The organism is Paenibacillus doosanensis (genome assembly GCF_025060755.1).
GTDB classification, from domain to species: domain Bacteria; phylum Bacillota; class Bacilli; order Paenibacillales; family NBRC-103111; genus Paenibacillus_S; species Paenibacillus_S doosanensis.
On record NZ_JANYUY010000001.1, the window covers coordinates 13,356 to 32,059 of the forward strand.

The following is an 18,704-nucleotide window of genomic DNA, read 5'->3' on the forward strand; positions in this document are numbered from 1 at the left end:
CCGTTAGGAAAGCTTTCTTCGTAAGCGTTACTGAGCTTTCCGTTAGGAAAGCTTTCTTCGTAAGCGTTGCTGAGCTTTCCGTTAGGAAAGCGAATTTGGTTAGCGTCGCCGGGCTTTTTGCGAAAAATAGAAAGCTATGATCCTATCTGCGGCCGTTAGCCGATCTCTAGTAACAAATCTATGAGCTTGATCCGGTTGATAGAACCAAAACTTCATAGAGCCGGGAGCAAGCCTTTCGCGAAGCATGCTCCCGGCGAACTGCCCGGAACGCAAAAAAGCGCCCCGGCATCGGTTACGAATAACCTTACCCCGGACGCTTGGATTCCTTGCATAAGCTCATGAAGTCTGGTGAAGAACGCCGGCCGCTCGTGCGGGAACGTCTTCCGATCAGATCGCTGCCTTCCTGCGCTGTTTCCAACTCTGTACCGGCTCAGCGGCCGCTTTTTCAACACTTCTAGTGAGTATAGGCTGACACATTGTCGGCATTGACGGCATCGTGCAGCGCCGCATTCAAGCCGCTGGCGATAATGTTAGCGATATCCTCGATAAACTGGTCGATTTCCTTCGGCGTAACGAGCAGGTCATGTCCCAGCGGATTGAGCACTTCCTTCACGAGCTCCAGCCGTTCGTTCTCCTGCATATTGTCGAGCAATCCGAGAATGGTGCCCGTATTGTCGGTTTGCTTAAGGAAATGATTATGCATCATATCGAACGCGTTGTTCACGATCGTGGAAGCGAAGACGACCGTCGGAACTCCGATAGCGATAACCGGAACCCCCAGCGTATCGACGGTCAGCCCTTTGCGTTTATTGCCGATTCCCGATCCCGGATGAATGCCGGTATCGGCAATTTGAATCGTCGTGTTGACCCGCTCCAGCGAGAGAGAAGCCAAGGCGTCGATGGCGATGACCAGATCGGGATTCGATTTTTCCACAATCCCCTGTACAATTTCTCCCGTCTCAATGCCTGTAATGCCTAGAACCCCGGGAGCCACGGCGCTGACCGGACGGTATCCGGGGCTCACTTGGCCGGGCATCAGCTCAAAATAATGGCGCGTAACCATAATATTCTCGACCACAATCGGACCTAGAGCATCGGGAGTGACGTTCCAGTTGCCCAGCCCGATCACGAGCACCTTCGCCATAGGAGGAACGTTCAGCTTCGCCAAATAGCCTTCGAACTCCTTGGCCAGCACCGTCGCGACCCGATCCTGAAGATCGCTGTCTTTCTGGCGCAGCTCGGGCACCTCTATCGTAATGTAATGGCCGGGGAGCTTGCCGATCGCACGCGCGCCTTCCTCGGATGTTATATCGATCGTGCTGATTCTGATTCCTTCGTGATTTTCTACGGCCCTATGTACGCCGGGCATGATCGTTCCCGATGCGGTAGCCATATCGTGAGCCTCGAGAGCGAGGTCGGTTCGGACGGAATAAGCGCTTAAATCCATGGCTTATGTCTCCTTTCAGCATAAGTATGCTTGTTTATTGTGTGACAAAGCCAAAAACACTATACAAAACAATTGTCAGACACGCCCAATCACTCTATTGCATTTTGATATGGGGCATGTTAGAATATCAAGAGTTGTCAACAAAAAAGCACCGAATGTATTGATGCAAGTTGTATTAGGAGGTGAACGTCAATGCCGAACATTAAATCCGCGATTAAAAGAGTAAAAGTAAGTGAAAAGCGTCGTCTTCGCAACGCATCTCACAAATCCGCTCTTCGCACTGCAGTTAAGAGCTTTGAAACTGCTGCAGCTAGCAACAATGTGGAAACTGCACAAGCAGCCTTGATTGCTGCCAGCAAAAAGCTGGACAAAGCAGCAACTAAAGGTTTGATCCATAAAAATGCCGCTGCCCGCAAAAAATCTCGTCTGGCTAAAAAGCTTAACGCGATTTCTGCACAGGCTTAATGACCGAGAAAAACGGCCGATTCCTCCGGGAATCGGCCGTTTTTCTTTGATTCATTAAGCGATCAGCTTGAGCAAAAACATTTCCAAACCGAGCACCTTGTCAATTTTGCCGCTCTTCATCTGATAATCGAGATCGGACAGCTGATCCAGTATGCTTGCAAGCTTCTTCAGCTCGAAGCGGCTGGATTGGCCGGAAGCTACCTTGACCGCATAAGGATGGAGTCCAAGCTGGGAAGCCATCTGCTGCTGCGAATACCCCTGCTGCTGCAAATCCTTCACTTGGAACATAATGCGGAATTGTCTGGCGATCAGAGACATGATCTTGATCGGCTCTTCCTTTCGGCGCAGCAGCTCCGACAGCATCGTAAACGCCTTCTCCAACTGGAGCTGTACGATATGCTCAATTAAAATAAAAATGTTCTGCTCGATGCTTCTCGTCACGAGCTGGTCCAGCGCGTCGGCCGATAAGACGCCTCCGCGTCCAACGAACAAAGCGCATTTCTCCAGCTCGCTGGACAGCGCCTGCAAATTCGTCCCCGTATACAAAATGAACTGCTCGATAACGCCCGGAGCAAATGTAAATCCCGCCTTCTCCGCCTCCTGCCTGACCCAGCCTGTCAAATCATCAGCCGACAAAGAAGCGCAAGGCACCAGACAATTCGCTTCCTTCAGCGACTTGACCAGCTTCTTTCTCTCATCGAGCTTGTCCGCATTGACAGTGAACACGATAACCGAGAAGTCTGCCGGCGTCCTCATATATTCCGTCAGCCGCTCCGGTTTATGCTCCACCTTCGAGCTATCCTTCGCACCGGTCAGAAACAGCGCGTTGGCGGCGATAACCAGCTTTTTCGGGACCATGAAAGGAAGGGTCTCCGCTTCCTCGATCACCGTATCTAGCGGCGTTTCCGCCAAGTCGTACTTCGTTACGGCGAACGATTTATGCTCAGGATCGACAAGCTGTTCGGTCAATCGGTCGGTCAGCGCATGAATCAGGTAAGATTCGGAGCCGTAACAAACGTAGACGGGGGCGATTTTTCCCTGCTGAATCTGTTTCATTGCCGATTTATAATCCATCTTCGTTCCCCTATCTCTTATGTAGCTTCGTAGTAGCATTGTAACAACAACAAAGGGATTACGTCAAAACCTGCAGGTTTTGCACATAATCCCTTTGCACGAAACCCCATCTATATAAACACTAGGAGGAAAGCTCTAGAAACCTTCCCCGTGGTGGTCATACGACGCGACTCGTTAAACTTATCTTACAATCCTATTGTATTCTCCGGACGCCGGTTTGGTGAAGCCGGCATCCGCAAAAAAGTTATTTTTTCGTTTCCGTCTTGGCTTTGAGATCGACGACAAAGATCGTCGTTCCGGCATCATTGCTCACTTGATAGGTCAAGCTGTTATCCGAAATCCACTCCATCAGGTCCACCTTGTCTTTGTCCGTCCATGTCCGGGACGTAAACACAGCCTTGCCTTGGGCGTCCTTGACAACCACTTGATGCTGCTCGTTGACGGAAGCCGTAAAAGTGTTGGCCGGGGAAGACAATGTATGCTCCTGCGTTATCGCGTTGACGGAAAACAGGCTGTTGATCTTTTTCTCCTCCGGCTCGGGCTTGGCTTTGGATGCGTCGCCGGCCTCCGGCTTCGCAAGCGCCCTGCCGCTATCGGCCGCAATCGACTGCGCGCCTCCCGCGGCGATGCCGGCTGCTGCCGGAGGCCCGGCCTTGACGCTGCCTGCCGCTGCATTCGAATCGGCCGCAGCTTGACCGGCCGCTCCGGCATTGCCGCCTGCCCCGCCGGACTCCGATGGCACAGCCGGCTGCGGGTTGGCCGCCGATGCGACAGGAGCGGTTTGCGCCGATCCCGCAGAGTTTTGCGGCGGTTCAGCCGCCGCGCTATAATCGCTCGCGCCGCCTGCCTCCGCTTCCGGATTGCCGCTTGCGACGTTCTTCTTCGCATCGTCAGACAACGCATCGCCCGACACCGAATCTTGGGCGGCCTTCGTCTCCGATTCGGGAGGGAGCGAAGAATCGAGCGGGGCTGCCTTTTTCAAATCGACAGCCGGCGCACCGGTCGGCTGCGGCGTATTGGCGGGCTTATCCTCCGTTCCGCCGCCGGAGGCCGGGTCCAAAGCTTCATTGCTAGCGGTTGCGGAAACTTCCATCCGATCCGGCTTAGGACTCGCGGAATCGGCGGCTCCCGAAGCGCCTCCCGCCAACGGCTGCGTCGCGCTGCTCTCTGCGGCCGCCGAATCGGGGGCTTCCGCTCTCTTCAGCTGGCTGGCCGTTCCGCCGCTTTGCGGCGCGCTCTGCCGCTGCATCAGCATTTCCCCCGCATCCTTCATGCCCGCATGCTGTTCCTGCTGCTGGAATACGAAAAATCCGAGCACCAAGCCGGCTGCCACGACTCCTCCGACGACAGGCAGTGAAACATAGCCGCGCAGCCGCTTGCGCCAGCCGCTTGTCTCCTTCGCAGCCGGGTTACGGGGAGCCGACGAATCCTCCGTCCGCCGAGCCGAGTCCGCCGCAGGGAACGGCACGGCCGGAACGCCCTCGTCAATGCGCTGCAGCTTCGGCATAATAGCATCGACCAGGCTGTAGGCGGGCTTCACCTTAGGCAGCTGTTCAAGCTCCTCCGACAGCGCCACCAAGCGCTGGAACAATTCCGTGCAGTCCGGGCACTGCTTCAAATGTCCGAGCATTTGTTCATATTCCAATTCATCGAGATCCTGATCGAGGTATCTCTGCATGAGTTCGATCACCTCTTGACACATCATCCCGCACACTACCTTTCTGAACAATTCACAATTGATATTTTACAAGTACGAAGCAGAATCAACTGATCAGGACGAATTCGGAAAACCCGTCTGCGACTTAGCCGCGGACGGCGTCGCTTTTGGTTTTTTTGTAATCCTGCAGTAACGTCTGTAACTGCTGCCTTGCCCTGAATAAGTAAGACTTCACCGTGTTGATGGGCAAATCCAAAGATTCGGCTATTTCGTTGTAAGAAAAATCCTGCAAATATCTGAGTACAACAACCGAACGATGATGTTCCGGCAGCTTATCAATTGCCTCCTTAATATCTTGGGCAATATACGCGGACATAACCTCGTCTTCTACCGTTTTATTCGCAGTAAAGGTCAGTTCGTGTTCATCGATGGAAACGGTGGGCTTGGATCTTCGGAATTTGTCGATGCACAAATTGGTGACGATCCGCTGCACCCACGTTTTGAACTGAGCCTTTTCCTCATAAGAGTTGATTTTAGTATAAATACGTATTAACGCTTCCTGTGCGGCATCCATGGCGTCCTGCTCATTGCCCAGAATGTAATAAGCAGTTCGGTACACATGATTTTCTATTTCACGCAGTAGGGTAATTAGAGCGTCGCGATCGCCCGACTGGGCAGCCTTTATCAGTTCTGGCGCTACCACTGGGATCCCCCTCTCTTGCAACTATATAAACGTAAGGACGTTTCAAAATGTTGCACCTCTCTTAAAACCTGTATTCAAGCCGCGCTTAAAAGGGTGGTGAAAAAGTCCGTTCGGTGTCCATTTGATATTCCCATCGCTGTTGAAATCGGATTTTTGGCTGGTTGCTTCCTTTTTTTCAAGGAAAATATCCGTTTTCAAAGGCGAACGCTATCGCTTTTCCAGATTCAAATGGCCCCACCGCTCGTTTTTCACCGGACTTATAAAGCCGCTGCGGAACCCTATTAGTACAGTACCATATGTTAGTCATTAACACTACGAAAAAAACGGCTGACCTGCCCGCATAACAAAGAAGAAGCCTGCCGATCTTGGGGCTTCTTCCTGCCTGTATGTCAACGTAACCTCTCCGGCCCGTTTTTTATGAAATCAGCTTTAAGCCGACTACCGCAGCGATCACGCAAGCGATGAAAAAAATTCGTTTGCCGTTCTTCGATTCCCCGTACAGATACATTCCCAGCAGCGTGCTTCCCACCGTGCCGATTCCCGTCCAGACCGCATACGCCGTTCCGATCGGGATGGACCCGAGGGAACGCGACAGGAAGAAGAAGCTGAACACAAAGCAAACCAGCAGCTGTGCGACGGTTTTTACATTAGCCGAACGGTTCACCTGCTGCAGGCAGACGAAGCCGACGACTTCGCAAGCGCCTGCGCATAATAAAAAGATCCAGCTCATCGTTTCGCCCCCGCTTTCGCGTTCTCGCCCTTGCTTTTGTCATTATCCGTTACCAGCTTAAGGCCAATGACCCCAAACAGCAGCAGGGCGATCAGAGCAAGCTTATCCAAGCGTACGGGTTCTCCCCACCATATCATTTCGGCTGTGACGGCGCCCGCGGCTCCGATTCCGGTAAACACCGCGTACACCGTACCCGCAGGCAGCGTCTTGCAGGCAAGCAGAATCAAAACGAAGGAAACGGCGATGGCGAAGCCGACCAGCAGCCAATCGACCGCGCTATCGGCATTTTTCATTCCCGAAATCCAGCAAACCTCAAGCAATCCTCCGATCCAAATGTAAATCCATCCTTTGTTCATTTCCGTATCCTCTCCTTTTCCCCCGGCGCGTATCCGAAAAAGCTATAACGAAATGCCCCTCCAGTATACTTTCCACGACAATTCGAACGCATTATCGAACGAATGCGGCGTCTCGTAGACCAACTGCGCCATAAGCCCGTCAAATAACGTAAGGAATGCGGCGATGCCTTCCTCGGGAGTTACCCCGAGCTCGGGAGCCGATGAAAACGCCGCTTGGAGAAGCGATTTCAAATGCAGCAAATGGATGTTATATGTATGGGTAAAATACACTTCCAGATGCTTGGGCGGAATATAGGACATCAGAAACATAAATTTATATTTCTTGTTATGAACATATTTATCACGGTACTCCTGAAGCAGCGAATGCAGCAGCTGCTGCAGCGGGGAATCCTTCAGTCTATCAAAAAACTGCGTCAGAAACTGCACGTCCTCCTGAATAACCTCGTGGTTGATGGTCAGGACCAGCTCATCTTTGTTTTTGAAATGACAGTATATCGACTGCTTCTTGATTCCGACCTCCCCGGCAATTTCCGAAAGGGACGTGCCTTCGAAGCCGTTCTCCGTGAACTTCCGCAGGGCAACCTGCTTAATGCTTTCCGCACTCATTCTCCCCAACCCCCAACCTTACTCACGTAAGGTAGTATAATCCTATCAAATACTTATAGTCAATAGATCAAAACAAATTTCACCTTACCTTCGTCAGTTTACACATGTCCACCCCGGCCGGATTAAGCCCCCTTCTCCTTCGTCCGGAATCGGCTGGCGCAGCAGATGCATACAACGTTTCCACAAATTTTATTGTCAGGTTCACCAATGACCCGTGTCGCATTTTGTTGTAAAATGGTCTGCAAATAGATTCGTCTTACACTATAGGAGGGGACCGACATGCCGCAGGGCCATGTAGACCGCATTTTTTGGATTGATACCTTGAGCCGAATCGCTCAACCGGTACTGCACCATTTGAATAACCGCCAGCTGAAAGAAAAAATGCCCGTTGAAGGGAAGCTCGACGACCGTCCTATGTACACCTATCTTGAGGCGCTGGGACGACTGCTGACCGGGATTGCGCCGTGGCTGGAGCACGGCAGCCGCGAAGGCGAGGAAGGAAGATTGCGCGAGCGCTACGCCGAGCAGGCGCGCGGAGCCATTGACGCCGCTACCGATCCGGCATCGCCCGATTTCATGAATTTCTCCGAAGGCTATCAGCCGATCGTAGACGCCGCCTTTTTGTCCCATGCCATTCTGCGGGCTCCCGGGGAGCTGTGGAACAAGCTGGACGGCCGGGTTAAGGATAATGTCGTTAAAGCTTTGCAGTCCACTCGGACTCGCAAGCCCTACTATAACAACTGGCTGCTGTTCGCGGCCATGATCGAAGCCGCGCTGTTCCGCGCCGGAGCCGAATGGGACCGGATGCGCGTCGATTACGCCTTAAGACAGCATGAGCAGTGGTACAAGGGAGACGGCGTATACGGAGACGGCCCTGATTTTCATGCCGACTACTATAACTCCTTCGTCATCCAGCCGATGCTCGTCGATTTGATTGAAACGTTTAAAAACGAAGATCCGTTCTGGGCTTCCATGCAGGAGAACGTGATTCAACGCGCAAGACGGCATGCCGTGCAGCAGGAACGTCTCATTTCGCCGGAGGGCACCTTCCCCGCTGTAGGACGGTCGCTCGCTTACCGGTTCGGGGCTTTCCAATTGCTCAGCCAGATGGCGCTGCAGCATCAATTGGACGCGACTCTCGTTCCCGCACAGGTGCGCTGCGCTCTAACCGCGGTCATTCGCCGCGTCATCGACGCGCCGGGCACATTCGACGAGAACGGCTGGCTGACCATCGGCTTCTGCGGACATCAGCCGGAGATCGGCGAGACGTACATTTCCACCGGCAGCCTTTATCTGTGCTCCGCCGTATTTCTGCCGCTCGGCTTGCCGGCGGACGACCCGTTCTGGCAAGGGGAAGCGGATTGGACCGGCAAGAAAGCATGGAGCGGTCAAAGCTTCCCTATCGATAAAGCTCTCTATTGATCCGCCTCATTCCGGCGGATTAGTTCCCCGCACACCAAAAGCAGCGCCCGCAAAAAGCGAACGCTGCTTTTTTCATTGTTTAGGAAATGATGCGCAGCAATATCCAGTGGATATCCGGGGACTCCCCCGAAAGTAATGTCTAACCATAGAACGATCCCAGCGGAATGGTTAGACGCCGATCCAGCCTAGGCTGGATGCGGACGGAATAAGCTTCAGAGCATCACGTCACTTTCGGGGGATTTGTTCTGTATATTCGTTTTTCCGCTTTGCCTTGACGGCGGTCTTGCGCTCGGAAACGAGCACCCCCAGCAAAATAAGCACGATGCCGATCCACTGCACAGCGTAAGTCGCTTCATGAAGCAGCAGCGCCGAGCAGACGATGACGACCGGCAGCTCGACGGAACCGAGCACGGCGGCAAGTCCCGTTTCGATCAAAGGGGCCCCTTTCGCATACAGAAACGGCGGCAGCACCATGCCGAAGACGCTGAGCAGCAATCCCCACTGCCATAATCCTTGGCCGAGCGAGCCGTTCCACAAAAATTGCGGAGGCATCAATATAAGCACAATCGCAGCGGCACCCGTAATCATCCACGCGCTGCGGAACAAAGCAGGCAGATGCGTCGCGATTTTCCCGCTGAAATAAATAAACAAAGTATAGCAGCAGGCGGCCAATAGTCCCAGTCCGATTCCGCTTGCTCCGGGACTGTCCATCGTGCCCGACAAGATGCCGGAAGCGAGCACCGTGCCGAGCAGCGTAAACGCCATCGCGATCCATTGGAACAAAGTGGGAACTCTCCGCTCCGTAATCCAATCTAACAGCATCCCCATCCAGGTGAACTGGAACAGCAGCAGCACTGCGAATGACGCATCGAGAACTTGCAGCGATTGGTAATAAAAATAACCGGTCAAGCCGGTAAACGTGCCTCCCGCTATCAGCTTCAGAACGATCCCGCCCGAAATTCCTTTCATTTGCCAAAGCTTCGGCAAACTGAGCAGCCATAAAATGATAAATCCGAACAAAACCTGGCTTCCCGTAATTTCCGCAGCCGAAAACCCTTGCTTGTAGCCGAGCTTAACGAATGTGGACAGCACGCCGTACGAGGCTGCGCCCAACAAGACGAGCCAAATGGCTTTCCAACGATGTTTCGACGCCATTGCCTTCCCTCTTTACCTAAAGTCCCTCACCCGCCCGCGTATGCCTTTAAAGAAGGCTCGCACAAACAAACACTATACGGCAACCCGATCATTTAATCAAGCGGATTTCCGCCGGTTTTCATAATCTGCGACCGAAGCTTCGTGCGCACGCGGATCACTCCGTCCTTGACGCTCATCTGTACCTCTCCGTCGGCATCGGTCCTTAGAACAGGAATCCCTCTCTCCCCCAGCCTGGCAATAACCGTCGGATGAGGATGTCCGTATGTATTGTACTGACCGACGGAAATGACCGCATATTGGGGCCGCCACGCATCTAACCAGGCATCCGTCGTCGAGGTTTTGCTGCCGTGATGGGCCACTTTCAGCACGTCGACGGGACCCGTCCCGGGAAACAGCGGAGGAGTCTTGTCCGGCGCCGTTTCTCCCCTTATCCGATCCTTCTCTATCAGCTCAAGCACCTTCGTTTCCGACGGCTTCTCCATATCCCCCGTCAGCAGCCATCTCGTCCCCTGCATCTCCATCAGGAACACGACCGATTCCGTGTTCTGCTCTTTCTCTACCCGAATCCCGCCGTCCGTATAACTTGCAGGCAGCGGATACATAAAGCGCAGCCGCGTATCCTCATCGACCTGCAGAATATCTCCAGCATAAACCTTTACCAGCGTAACTCCGTTTGCCAGCGCGGTCTGAAACAACGTCTCTACACCGGGATTCGGTTTGATCGTGCCGTTAAAAAGAAGCTGCTTGACGGGGATTTGCTCCAATACGGCCTGCAGGCCGCCGATATGATCCGCATCCTGATGGGTCACGATCAAATAATCGATCGCATGGATTCCCCGCTGCTTAAGCAGCGGCACGAGCAGCTTGCGCCCGACCTCATACGGATCGGAGCGCTGCTTCCACTCATCTCCAGGCTTGCGAAACGACACGGTGCCTCCCCCGTCGACCAGAATGACGCTGCGGCTTCTCGGGGAACGGATAAAAATACTGTCACCTTGGCCTACGTCGATGAAATGAACCTGGCCTTCCTGCACCCAGCGATCCGGTTCGTACGCGTACGCAAGCATCCCGCAAACCATGCATACGGCGAGAGGAAACCGGCAATAGCCTGCTTTGGCAGCGAGATTTGCCGACAGCCGTCCGGCTTTAGCCTGCGTCCCCTTGGCGCTTAGCATCGGGCCGCTCTCTGCCGCGCTCTTCCCTGAATCTCCGTTCCCGCCGCGGAGAAGCAGGCTGTATACAAGCAGACTCCATACCGCGTAGTAGCCGATAATCCATACGATGCCCGGAGTGGGCCAGATCGTCTGGAAGAGCTGCCACCGGCTGAGCGCGGACACAACCCAAAATAACCATTCGTTAACTTGGGCCACGATCCAAGCGAGCGCCTTGCCTGCCGGCATCCAGACAAAGCTAACGAAGAGTGCGATCGTCCCTCCAGGCATCGTAAACATGCTGAAGACGGGCACCAACACGAAGTTCGCCGCCAGAGACAGCAGGGAAAATTGATTGAAGTAATAAATCGAGACGGGGAAGGAAACGATCTGGGCGACAATCGTTATCGAGAACGCGTCTCTCCATGCCCGCGAGCGGATCGGCATCAGCTTGTTCGCGTACGGCACGCCGACGATAAGCCCGATCGTAACCAGAAAAGAGAGCTGGAAGCTGACGTTCATCAAATAATACGGCTCCCACAACAGCATAAGGAGTCCGACGAGCAGGACGGTGTGCAGACCGTCCTTTAACGTTTGACGGTAAGTCGCATATAAGCCGATGACAGCCATCAAGCCCGCCCGGATGATGGACGGCGCCGCTCCGGTCACCGCAACGTAGAGCGGAACCGCAATCATGGCCGTAATCAGGTACGTTTCCCGCGTAAATCCAAGCTTGCGCATCGTCCAGAGCAAGCATGCCAGAAATATGGCTACATGCAAACCCGATATAGCGATAATATGGGTTAAGCCCAGCTGGGAAAATTGCTGAAACTGCTCGGGATCGATATCGTTCGTCAATCCGATCAGCATCGCTTTCATAAATCCCGATTGCGCTGCCGGAAACAATCTCTCCATTCCGTCCCCCAGCATCGAACGAAACCAGTCGATCCAGCGGAGCAACTGCAGCCAGCTCCAATGATCGGGTGATGCCGTCTGAACTTGAGCGGCCCCCTTCACACTTACCTGCCAATGAATATGCTGAAAGCGCAAATATCGCCGGTAGTCGAAGCCGTCAAAATTTCTCGCTTCGCCCGGGGTTTGCAGCGTTCCCTGCAAAATGACGCGATCCGCCCGCTGCCACGTTTTGGCCGCCGCCTGTTCATCCCGGGACAGCAGCTTCACCGATACGGCGAAGCGCTCGCGCCGGCTATCGGCGGATTGAACGGTGAATGCCGCCTTGTCCCCGTCGACCTCAACCTGATCCGCTATGACCCCTTCCAGCGTAAAGGCTTCCGCCTCCTGCGAAATCGCCTGCGGATTCAAGGAGCTGACGTTGCGCCCGTCGTAATCCGCATAATAACCGGCGGCCATAACGACGACGAGCGCTCCGCATACCGCCGTCTTCCCCGGAATCGGCAGCATCCATAGAGCGACGGCCGCAATAGCGGCTATCAAGGTCGTATATAAGGAAAGCCACGATATGCCGGACAACGAATAGGCTATCGTATATCCGAACGTCCAGAGCAGCGTTATCGCCACGACAGGGCGGTTTCTGATCATTTTCTCTCCCCCCAATAAACGACAAAAAAAGAACCTCTTCCGCTTAAAGCGAATAGAGGTTCCTCCTCAAAACTTTCGTTTAATGCTGAACTTCCGTCATCGTCCCGGCCGGGGGCTCGTAAGCTTCCAGCCTGCGGAAGATGATGCCTTTCTGCTCCATCAACGCCTTAACCTTATCTGAATCCTTAGGATAAGGGCGATGGTAGACGATTTCGCTAATGCCGCTGTTAGCCAGCATATTGGCGCAGGTCCAGCAAGGCTGATCCGTCACATAGACGACCGAGCCTTCCCGGTCCTTCGGATCGGTGAACAAGAGCAAGTTTTGCTCGGCATGGATCGTACGTATGCAGCGCTGCTTCTTAACGACCTGCTCCTTGCCGCCGCTCTCCGCCAGCTCGTATTCCTCCACCAGCATGCAGCCGGCTTCAGAGCAATCCGGTACGCCCATGGGCGCGCCGTTATACGCGGCGCCGAGCAGCTTCTTCCCCTGCACCAATACCGCTCCGACATGTCTGCGGCTGCATTGGGATCGAGTCGATGCCATATACGCCATGTCCAAGAAGTAAGTATCCCAATCTTTACGAGTCGTCATGTGATTTGATCTCCGTTAATTAATTCTGGCTGGCTTCAATTGCCTGACCCAGATCGTATAAAATATCTTCGATCGATTCCGTTCCGATCGACAAGCGGATCATCCCCGGCGTTACCCCTGCAGCCAGCTGCTCCTGCTCGGACAGCTGCTGGTGCGTCGTGCTCGCAGGATGAATAATAAGCGATTTCGAGTCACCGACGTTAGCCAGGTGAGAGAACAACTGCACGTTGTCGATCACTTTGCGGCCGGCTTCAAGGCCGCCTTTGATGCCGAAAGTCATGATGGCGCCTTTGCCTTTAGGCAAATATTTCCGGGCGAGCTCGTAAGACGGATGGCTCGGCAGACCGGCGTAGCTGACCCACTCCACCGCATCGTGCCCTTCCAGAAACTCCGCAACCGCTTGCGCGTTCGAGCCGTGGCGTTCCATACGCAAATGCAGCGTCTCCAGCCCTTGAATCAGCTGGAAGGAGTTGAACGGCGAGATGGCCGCTCCCATATCGCGCAGCAGCTGTACTCTCGCTTTAATCACGTAAGCGATCGGCCCTACCGCATCGGTGTAGACGACGCCGTGATAGCTCGGGTCCGGTTCGGTCAAGCCCGGGAACTTGCCGCTTGCCTTCCAGTCAAACCGGCCGCCGTCAACGATAACCCCGCCGATGGACGTGCCGTGGCCTCCGATAAATTTAGTCGCCGAATGAACGACGATGTCCGCGCCATGCTCAATCGGGCGGCACAGGTAAGGGCTCGGGAACGTATTGTCGACGATCAGCGGAACGCCGTTCTCATGGGCAATGGCCGCAACCGCTTCAATATCCAGCACGTCGCCCTTCGGATTGCCGATCGTTTCCGCGAACAGCGCTTTCGTCTTCGGCGTAATGGCTTTGCGGAAATTTTCCGGATTGGACGGATCGACGAAATGGACTTTGATGCCAAGCTTCGCCAGCGTCGTCGAGAACAGATTGTAGGTGCCTCCATAGAGGCTTGCCGCCGAGACGATCTCGTCGCCGGAGCCGGCGATATTCAGAATCGAATATGTAATGGCAGCCTGGCCGGAAGCGGTTGCAAGCGCTGCAGGCGCGCCTTCCAAAGCGGCTACTCTCTTCTCGAATACGTCGGTTGTCGGATTCATAAGACGCGTATAAATATTGCCGAATTCCTTAAGCGCAAACAGGTTGGCGGCATGTTCCGTATCGCGGAATCCGTAGGATGTCGTTTGGTACAACGGTACGGCGCGCGACAGCGTTGCCGGATCAATCTCCTGTCCGGCATGCACTGCCAATGTCTCGAAGCCTAGCTTACGTTCTTTAGCCATTAGATGGTATTCCTCCCCAATTGAAGTTTGAACCTGTACTCTCTACTATTTTCTCATATATTGTAAGAAAACGAAAGTAGGTTTCATAGATTAAAATTCGACGGTAACATACGGGCGCATTTTGGCCAAAAGCTTCTCCCCGATCCCCTTGACCTCAAGCAGCTGGTCGACCGAGCGAAAGCTGCCGATTTTATCGCGGTAAGCGATGATCGCTTTGGCTTTGCTTTCGCCGATACCGGGAAGCGTATCAAGCTGCTGTGCGGTCGCCGTGTTCAAATTAATCTTCGCCCCGTCCGAAGCCTGCTTGGACGCTGCGCCCGCCGCGGCGTCTGCGGAACCTGCGGTCTCCGGAGCTGGCGCAGCCGACTGCTTGCCCGTCCCCGAAGATTCGGAGGGCGCCGCCGTCCGTGCTCCTGAGTCCGCCGAGGCTGCGGGTCGCTTGGCCGCGGGCTCCGCCTGCTTGTCTGCGCCGCCTTGCGGAGCCGCCAGCAAATCCCGCATCTCCTCGTTAGCCAGACGCCAAGACGCAGCTTCGCGAGCCGTCTCTTTCCAAGCCGTATACCCAAACCATCCTGCCAGCGCAAGCGTCAGCGAAACCAGAAAAAGAACCGTTCCCGTCTTCGTCTTATTCGCAGCCGAATTCAATTGTCAATTCCCTCCGTTTCATTAGGCTTAACTATGCCATGCCTTGCCCGATCCGCCGCGGAATCCTATTCTTCATGTCATATTCTCCGGTTAGCTCGAATAGGGATTAAGAAGGCTGCACTTTTTCAGGGGGGATCGTCATGAGAATTGGATTCATAGGCACGGGCAGCATGGGAAGCACACTCATCGAAGCATTCATCCAGTCCGGAGCTCTGAATCCGGATCGGATCATTGCGACGAATCGAACCATAAGCAAAGTGGAGCGCTTGGCGTCGGATTACCCGGGCCTTGAGGCAGCCGGGTCTAATATAGAGGTAGCGCAAAACTGCAGCATTTTATTTCTGTGCGTCAAGCCAACCGATTATAAAAACGTCATCCATGATATCAAACCGGCGATTCGGCAGGAGCAAATCATCGTCTCCATTACGAGTCCCGTTCTCGTTCGCCATTTGGAGGAGCAGCTTCCGGGCAAAATAGCCAAAGTAATTCCGAGCATAACCAACTATGTGTTCAGCGGAGCCACTCTATGCATTTACGGCGACAGGCTGGAATTCGAAGACAAGGAGCTGCTCGAAAATCTGCTGTCCCATATTAGCGCCCCCATCCAGGTTTCAGAGGAACACACGCGGATTTCTTCGGACCTATCGAGCTGCGGACCGGCCTTCCTCGCTTTTTTCGTACAGAAATTTATTCAAGCCGCCGTCGAAGAAACGGGCATCTCCGAAGCCGAGGCGACGCAGCTCGCAAGCGAGATGGTGCTCGGTACAGGCAAGCTGCTGACTACAGGAGGCTTTACTCCCGCTTCGCTGCAAAAAAAAGTATCCGTTCCCGGAGGCATTACCGCCGAAGGACTCCGTATGATGGAAAAAGAGTTGTGCGGAATGTTTAATAACCTTGTCCGCACAACTCATGCCAAATATGAAGAAGATCTGGAAAAGGTGGAAGCCCTGTTTAAAGATATCAAGGACGATTAAACGCGATGCTTTCACGCTTTTCCCTCTATGAACCGCCTGCTTTCAAGCAGTGCGGTTATTTTTTAGTATTGGACGCCAAGCCCGCGTCCCCCAATCCAGTTACCCTACGACGATATTAACCAGCTTACCTTTTACCGCAATCACTTTACGGATGGTCTTGCTGTTCATCGCTTCCTGCACTTTGGAAAGCCCTGTCGCAAGCTCCTGCATCTGCGCCTCGTTCGCATCCTTGGATACCATGACGCGTTCCACGATTTTGCCGTTCACCTGCACTACGATTTCAATCTCGTTATCGACAGTCCACGCCTCGTCGTATTCCGGCCAAACGGCATATGTGATCGATTCGGTATGGCCCAGCTTCTCCCACAGCTCTTCAGCCAAGTGAGGTGCAATCGGGGACAGCATTTGCGTGAAATGCTCCATCGCTTGCTTAGGAAGACGATCGGTTTTGTAAGCTTCATTGACGAAAATCATCAGCTGGCTGATTGCCGTATTGAAGCGAAGCGCATCGAAATCTTCCGTAATCTTCTTGATCGTACGGTGCCATGTGCGTTTGAACGAGTCGCTGCCCAGCGTTTCATCCGCGCTGATTTTGGACGAAAGCTGTCCGTTCTCTCCGATGAACAGACGCCAGATCCGGCTCAGGAAACGGAACGAGCCTTCTACGCCGTTCACATTCCAAGGTTTCGTCGCCTCCAGCGGCCCCATAAACATTTCGTACATGCGCAGCGTGTCGGCGCCGAACTCGTTCACGATCTCATCCGGATTGATGACGTTGCCGCGGGATTTACTCATTTTCTCGTTGTTTTCACCTAGAATCATGCCTTGGTTAACCAGCTTATAGAACGGCTCCTTCGTCGATACGACGCCCAGATCGTACAGCACCTTATGCCAGAAGCGAGCGTACAGCAGATGAAGCACCGCATGCTCGGCGCCGCCGATGTACAGATCGACAGGCAGCCATTTTTGCTGCAGCTCCGGCGAACACAGCTCCTTGTCGTTCTTCGGGTCGATGAAGCGCAAGTAATACCAGCAGCTGCCTGCCCACTGAGGCATCGTGTTCGTTTCGCGGCGTGCCTTCAAGCCCGTTTCCGGATCGACGGTCTCCACCCATTCGGTCACGTTGGCCAGCGGAGACTCGCCCGTTCCGGAAGGAGCGATTTGCTCAACGTCCGGCAGCAGCAGCGGAAGCTGATCCTCAGGCACGGTTTTCATCGTTCCGTCTTCCAGGTGAAGAATCGGGATCGGCTCGCCCCAATAACGCTGACGGCTGAACAGCCAATCGCGCAGACGATAGGTCACTTTGCCCTGTCCTTTGCCGCTTTGTTCCAGCCACTCGATCATAGCCGCAATCGCCTGCTCGTTGTTAAGTCCGTTCAGCTGCTCGGAATTGACATGCTCGCCGTCGCCGGCATAAGCTTCCTTCGTCACGTCGCCGCCTTGGACCACCTCGATGATCGGCAGGCCGAACTGCTTGGCGAATTCCCAGTCGCGCTGGTCATGACCCGGCACCGCCATAATCGCTCCGGTACCGTAACCTGCAAGCACGTAATCGGCGATCCAGATCGGCGTTTTTTTGCCATTCACCGGATTGATCGCATAAGCGCCCGTGAATACTCCGGTCTTCTCTTTGGCCAGGTCGGTACGCTCCAGATCGCTCTTGCGCGCCGCCTTCTCCTGATATTCCTTCACCGCATTCGCTTGCTCCGCGGTCGTAATGCGCTCCACCAGCTCATGCTCGGGAGCCATGACGCAGTATGTCGCCCCGAACAGCGTATCCGGACGCGTCGTGAACACCTTCAAGTCGGCTTCCGCGTGGCCTTCGATGGCGAACGTCACTTCCGCTCCCTTCGATTTGCCGATCCAGTTGCGCTGCATATCTTTAATCGATTCGGACCAGTCAAGCTCCTCCAGATCTTCCAGCAGGCGCTCCGCGTATTCGGTAATCTTCAGCACCCATTGACGCATCGGCTTACGGATAACCGGATGGCCGCCGCGTTCGCTCAGACCGTCGATCACTTCTTCGTTAGCCAGCACCGTTCCGAGCGCAGGACACCAGTTGACGGGCACTTCGTCTACGTAAGCGAGCCCTTTTTTATACAGCTGGATAAAAATCCATTGCGTCCATTTATAGTACTCCGGATCGGTCGTGCTGATCTCGCGGTCCCAGTCGTACGAGAAACCGAGCGATTTGATCTGCCGGCGGAAATTGTTGATGTTCTTGATCGTAATGTCGCGGGGATGCTGTCCCGTATCGAGAGCGTGCTGCTCGGCAGGCAAGCCGAAGGCGTCCCAGCCCATCGGATGAAGCACGTTATAGCCGCGCATCCGCTTGTAGCGGGATACGATGTCCGTAGCGGTGTAGCCTTCCGGGTGGCCTACGTGAAGACCTGCTCCGGACGGATACGGGAACATATCCAGCGCATAAAATTTGGGCTTGCTGTCGTCGTCAAGCACTTTGAACGTTTTGTTCCGTTCCCAATGCCCCTGCCATTTCGGTTCTACAACCAGCGGGTTATACCCCTGCTGTTCCTTTACTTCCTGTGTCATACGATTGTGCCCCTTTCACCCATTCAAACTTCAACTCATTTGCATGTGGTTTCATAAATGCTTGAAAAAATACAAAAGCCTCTCATCGCTAGCGCAACGCTAGGGACGAGAGGCGTGCTTCCCGTGGTACCACCCTAGTTAACAGCGGGCATGCTTTACCCGTGTTCACTCTTCCCCTTAACGCGAGGGCGACGATCAGGCTAAGTTCTGATGCCGGTAAACGAGGCCTTGGACAAGCCGCCGCACCGGTAACGAATTTCACCTTCTGGCTCCAAGGCGAGTTCGCTCCTATCATCTGCCAGCTT

At 54.1% G+C, this 18,704-nt stretch carries 16 protein-coding genes and 1 other annotated feature (1 of these 17 only partly in view); of the genes, 3 read left to right on the plus strand and 13 right to left on the minus strand.

Features of this window, described 5'->3' with window-relative positions; translation table 11 throughout:
• Positions 1-454: 454 nt before the first annotated feature.
• The gene (gpr, locus tag N0M98_RS00065) at positions 455-1,447 is read right to left on the minus strand and encodes a GPR endopeptidase (protein WP_249862457.1); all 993 of its coding nucleotides are present in this window, start codon (positions 1,445-1,447) and stop codon (positions 455-457) included.
• A gap of 192 nt (positions 1,448-1,639) precedes the next feature.
• On the opposite strand from gpr, the gene rpsT reads away from it, so the two are divergent.
• Positions 1,640-1,912 carry a 30S ribosomal protein S20 gene (gene rpsT, locus N0M98_RS00070; protein ID WP_249862456.1) on the plus strand — a complete coding sequence of 91 codons (273 nt, stop codon included), beginning with the start codon at positions 1,640-1,642 and terminating at the stop codon, positions 1,910-1,912.
• 54 nt (positions 1,913-1,966) lie between these two features.
• Here the strand turns inward: rpsT and holA are convergent, their stop codons facing one another.
• The 6 genes from holA to N0M98_RS00100 all read right to left on the minus strand — a co-directional run bounded on the left by holA (position 1,967) and on the right by N0M98_RS00100 (position 7,038).
• Complete coding sequence (gene holA, locus N0M98_RS00075) at positions 1,967-2,986, minus strand: DNA polymerase III subunit delta (RefSeq protein ID WP_249862455.1); 1,020 nt, start codon at positions 2,984-2,986, stop codon at positions 1,967-1,969.
• A 244-nt stretch (positions 2,987-3,230) separates the two neighbouring features.
• Positions 3,231-4,691, minus strand: a complete 1,461-nt coding sequence (locus N0M98_RS00080; RefSeq protein ID WP_310942835.1) for a zf-HC2 domain-containing protein — start codon at positions 4,689-4,691, stop codon at positions 3,231-3,233.
• Between the two features lie 97 nt (positions 4,692-4,788).
• Positions 4,789-5,346: an RNA polymerase sigma factor gene (locus tag N0M98_RS00085; protein WP_249862453.1), complete on the minus strand. Its 558-nt coding sequence runs from the start codon at positions 5,344-5,346 to the stop codon at positions 4,789-4,791.
• Between the two features lie 415 nt (positions 5,347-5,761).
• Positions 5,762-6,076, minus strand: coding sequence for a DMT family transporter (locus tag N0M98_RS00090; protein WP_249862452.1), 315 nt, complete (start codon positions 6,074-6,076; stop codon positions 5,762-5,764).
• Positions 6,073-6,432, minus strand: a complete 360-nt coding sequence (locus N0M98_RS00095; protein ID WP_249862451.1) for a DMT family transporter — start codon at positions 6,430-6,432, stop codon at positions 6,073-6,075. Before N0M98_RS00095 ends, N0M98_RS00090 begins: the two co-directional genes overlap by 4 nt.
• A gap of 42 nt (positions 6,433-6,474) precedes the next feature.
• Complete coding sequence (locus tag N0M98_RS00100; RefSeq protein ID WP_259616574.1) at positions 6,475-7,038, minus strand: TetR/AcrR family transcriptional regulator; 564 nt, start codon at positions 7,036-7,038, stop codon at positions 6,475-6,477.
• A 279-nt stretch (positions 7,039-7,317) separates the two neighbouring features.
• Between N0M98_RS00100 and N0M98_RS00105 the strand changes: the two genes are divergently transcribed.
• Positions 7,318-8,460, plus strand: a complete 1,143-nt coding sequence (locus tag N0M98_RS00105; RefSeq protein ID WP_259616575.1) for a DUF2264 domain-containing protein — start codon at positions 7,318-7,320, stop codon at positions 8,458-8,460.
• A gap of 225 nt (positions 8,461-8,685) precedes the next feature.
• Here N0M98_RS00105 and N0M98_RS00110 read toward each other — a convergent pair whose 3' ends face one another.
• The 5 genes from N0M98_RS00110 to N0M98_RS00130 all read right to left on the minus strand — a co-directional run bounded on the left by N0M98_RS00110 (position 8,686) and on the right by N0M98_RS00130 (position 14,875).
• Positions 8,686-9,615 carry an EamA family transporter gene (locus tag N0M98_RS00110; protein ID WP_259616576.1) on the minus strand — a complete coding sequence of 310 codons (930 nt, stop codon included), beginning with the start codon at positions 9,613-9,615 and terminating at the stop codon, positions 8,686-8,688.
• A gap of 92 nt (positions 9,616-9,707) precedes the next feature.
• Complete coding sequence (locus N0M98_RS00115; protein WP_259616577.1) at positions 9,708-12,326, minus strand: DNA internalization-related competence protein ComEC/Rec2; 2,619 nt, start codon at positions 12,324-12,326, stop codon at positions 9,708-9,710.
• Between the two features lie 79 nt (positions 12,327-12,405).
• Positions 12,406-12,918, minus strand: coding sequence for a deoxycytidylate deaminase (locus tag N0M98_RS00120; RefSeq protein WP_249862446.1), 513 nt, complete (start codon positions 12,916-12,918; stop codon positions 12,406-12,408).
• A 19-nt stretch (positions 12,919-12,937) separates the two neighbouring features.
• Positions 12,938-14,230, minus strand: coding sequence for a homocysteine synthase (locus tag N0M98_RS00125; RefSeq protein WP_259616578.1), 1,293 nt, complete (start codon positions 14,228-14,230; stop codon positions 12,938-12,940).
• A 90-nt stretch (positions 14,231-14,320) separates the two neighbouring features.
• Positions 14,321-14,875, minus strand: a complete 555-nt coding sequence (locus tag N0M98_RS00130; protein WP_259616579.1) for a ComEA family DNA-binding protein — start codon at positions 14,873-14,875, stop codon at positions 14,321-14,323.
• Between the two features lie 140 nt (positions 14,876-15,015).
• On the opposite strand from N0M98_RS00130, the gene comER reads away from it, so the two are divergent.
• Positions 15,016-15,849, plus strand: a complete 834-nt coding sequence (gene comER / locus N0M98_RS00135) for a late competence protein ComER (RefSeq protein ID WP_249862443.1) — start codon at positions 15,016-15,018, stop codon at positions 15,847-15,849.
• A 99-nt stretch (positions 15,850-15,948) separates the two neighbouring features.
• Here comER and leuS read toward each other — a convergent pair whose 3' ends face one another.
• Entirely contained in the window at positions 15,949-18,399 is a 2,451-nt protein-coding gene (gene leuS, locus N0M98_RS00140; protein ID WP_259616580.1) for a leucine--tRNA ligase, read from the minus strand.
• Positions 18,400-18,497: 98 nt separating this feature from the next.
• Positions 18,498-18,704 (minus strand) — a binding site (T-box leader); it runs 66 nt beyond the window's last position.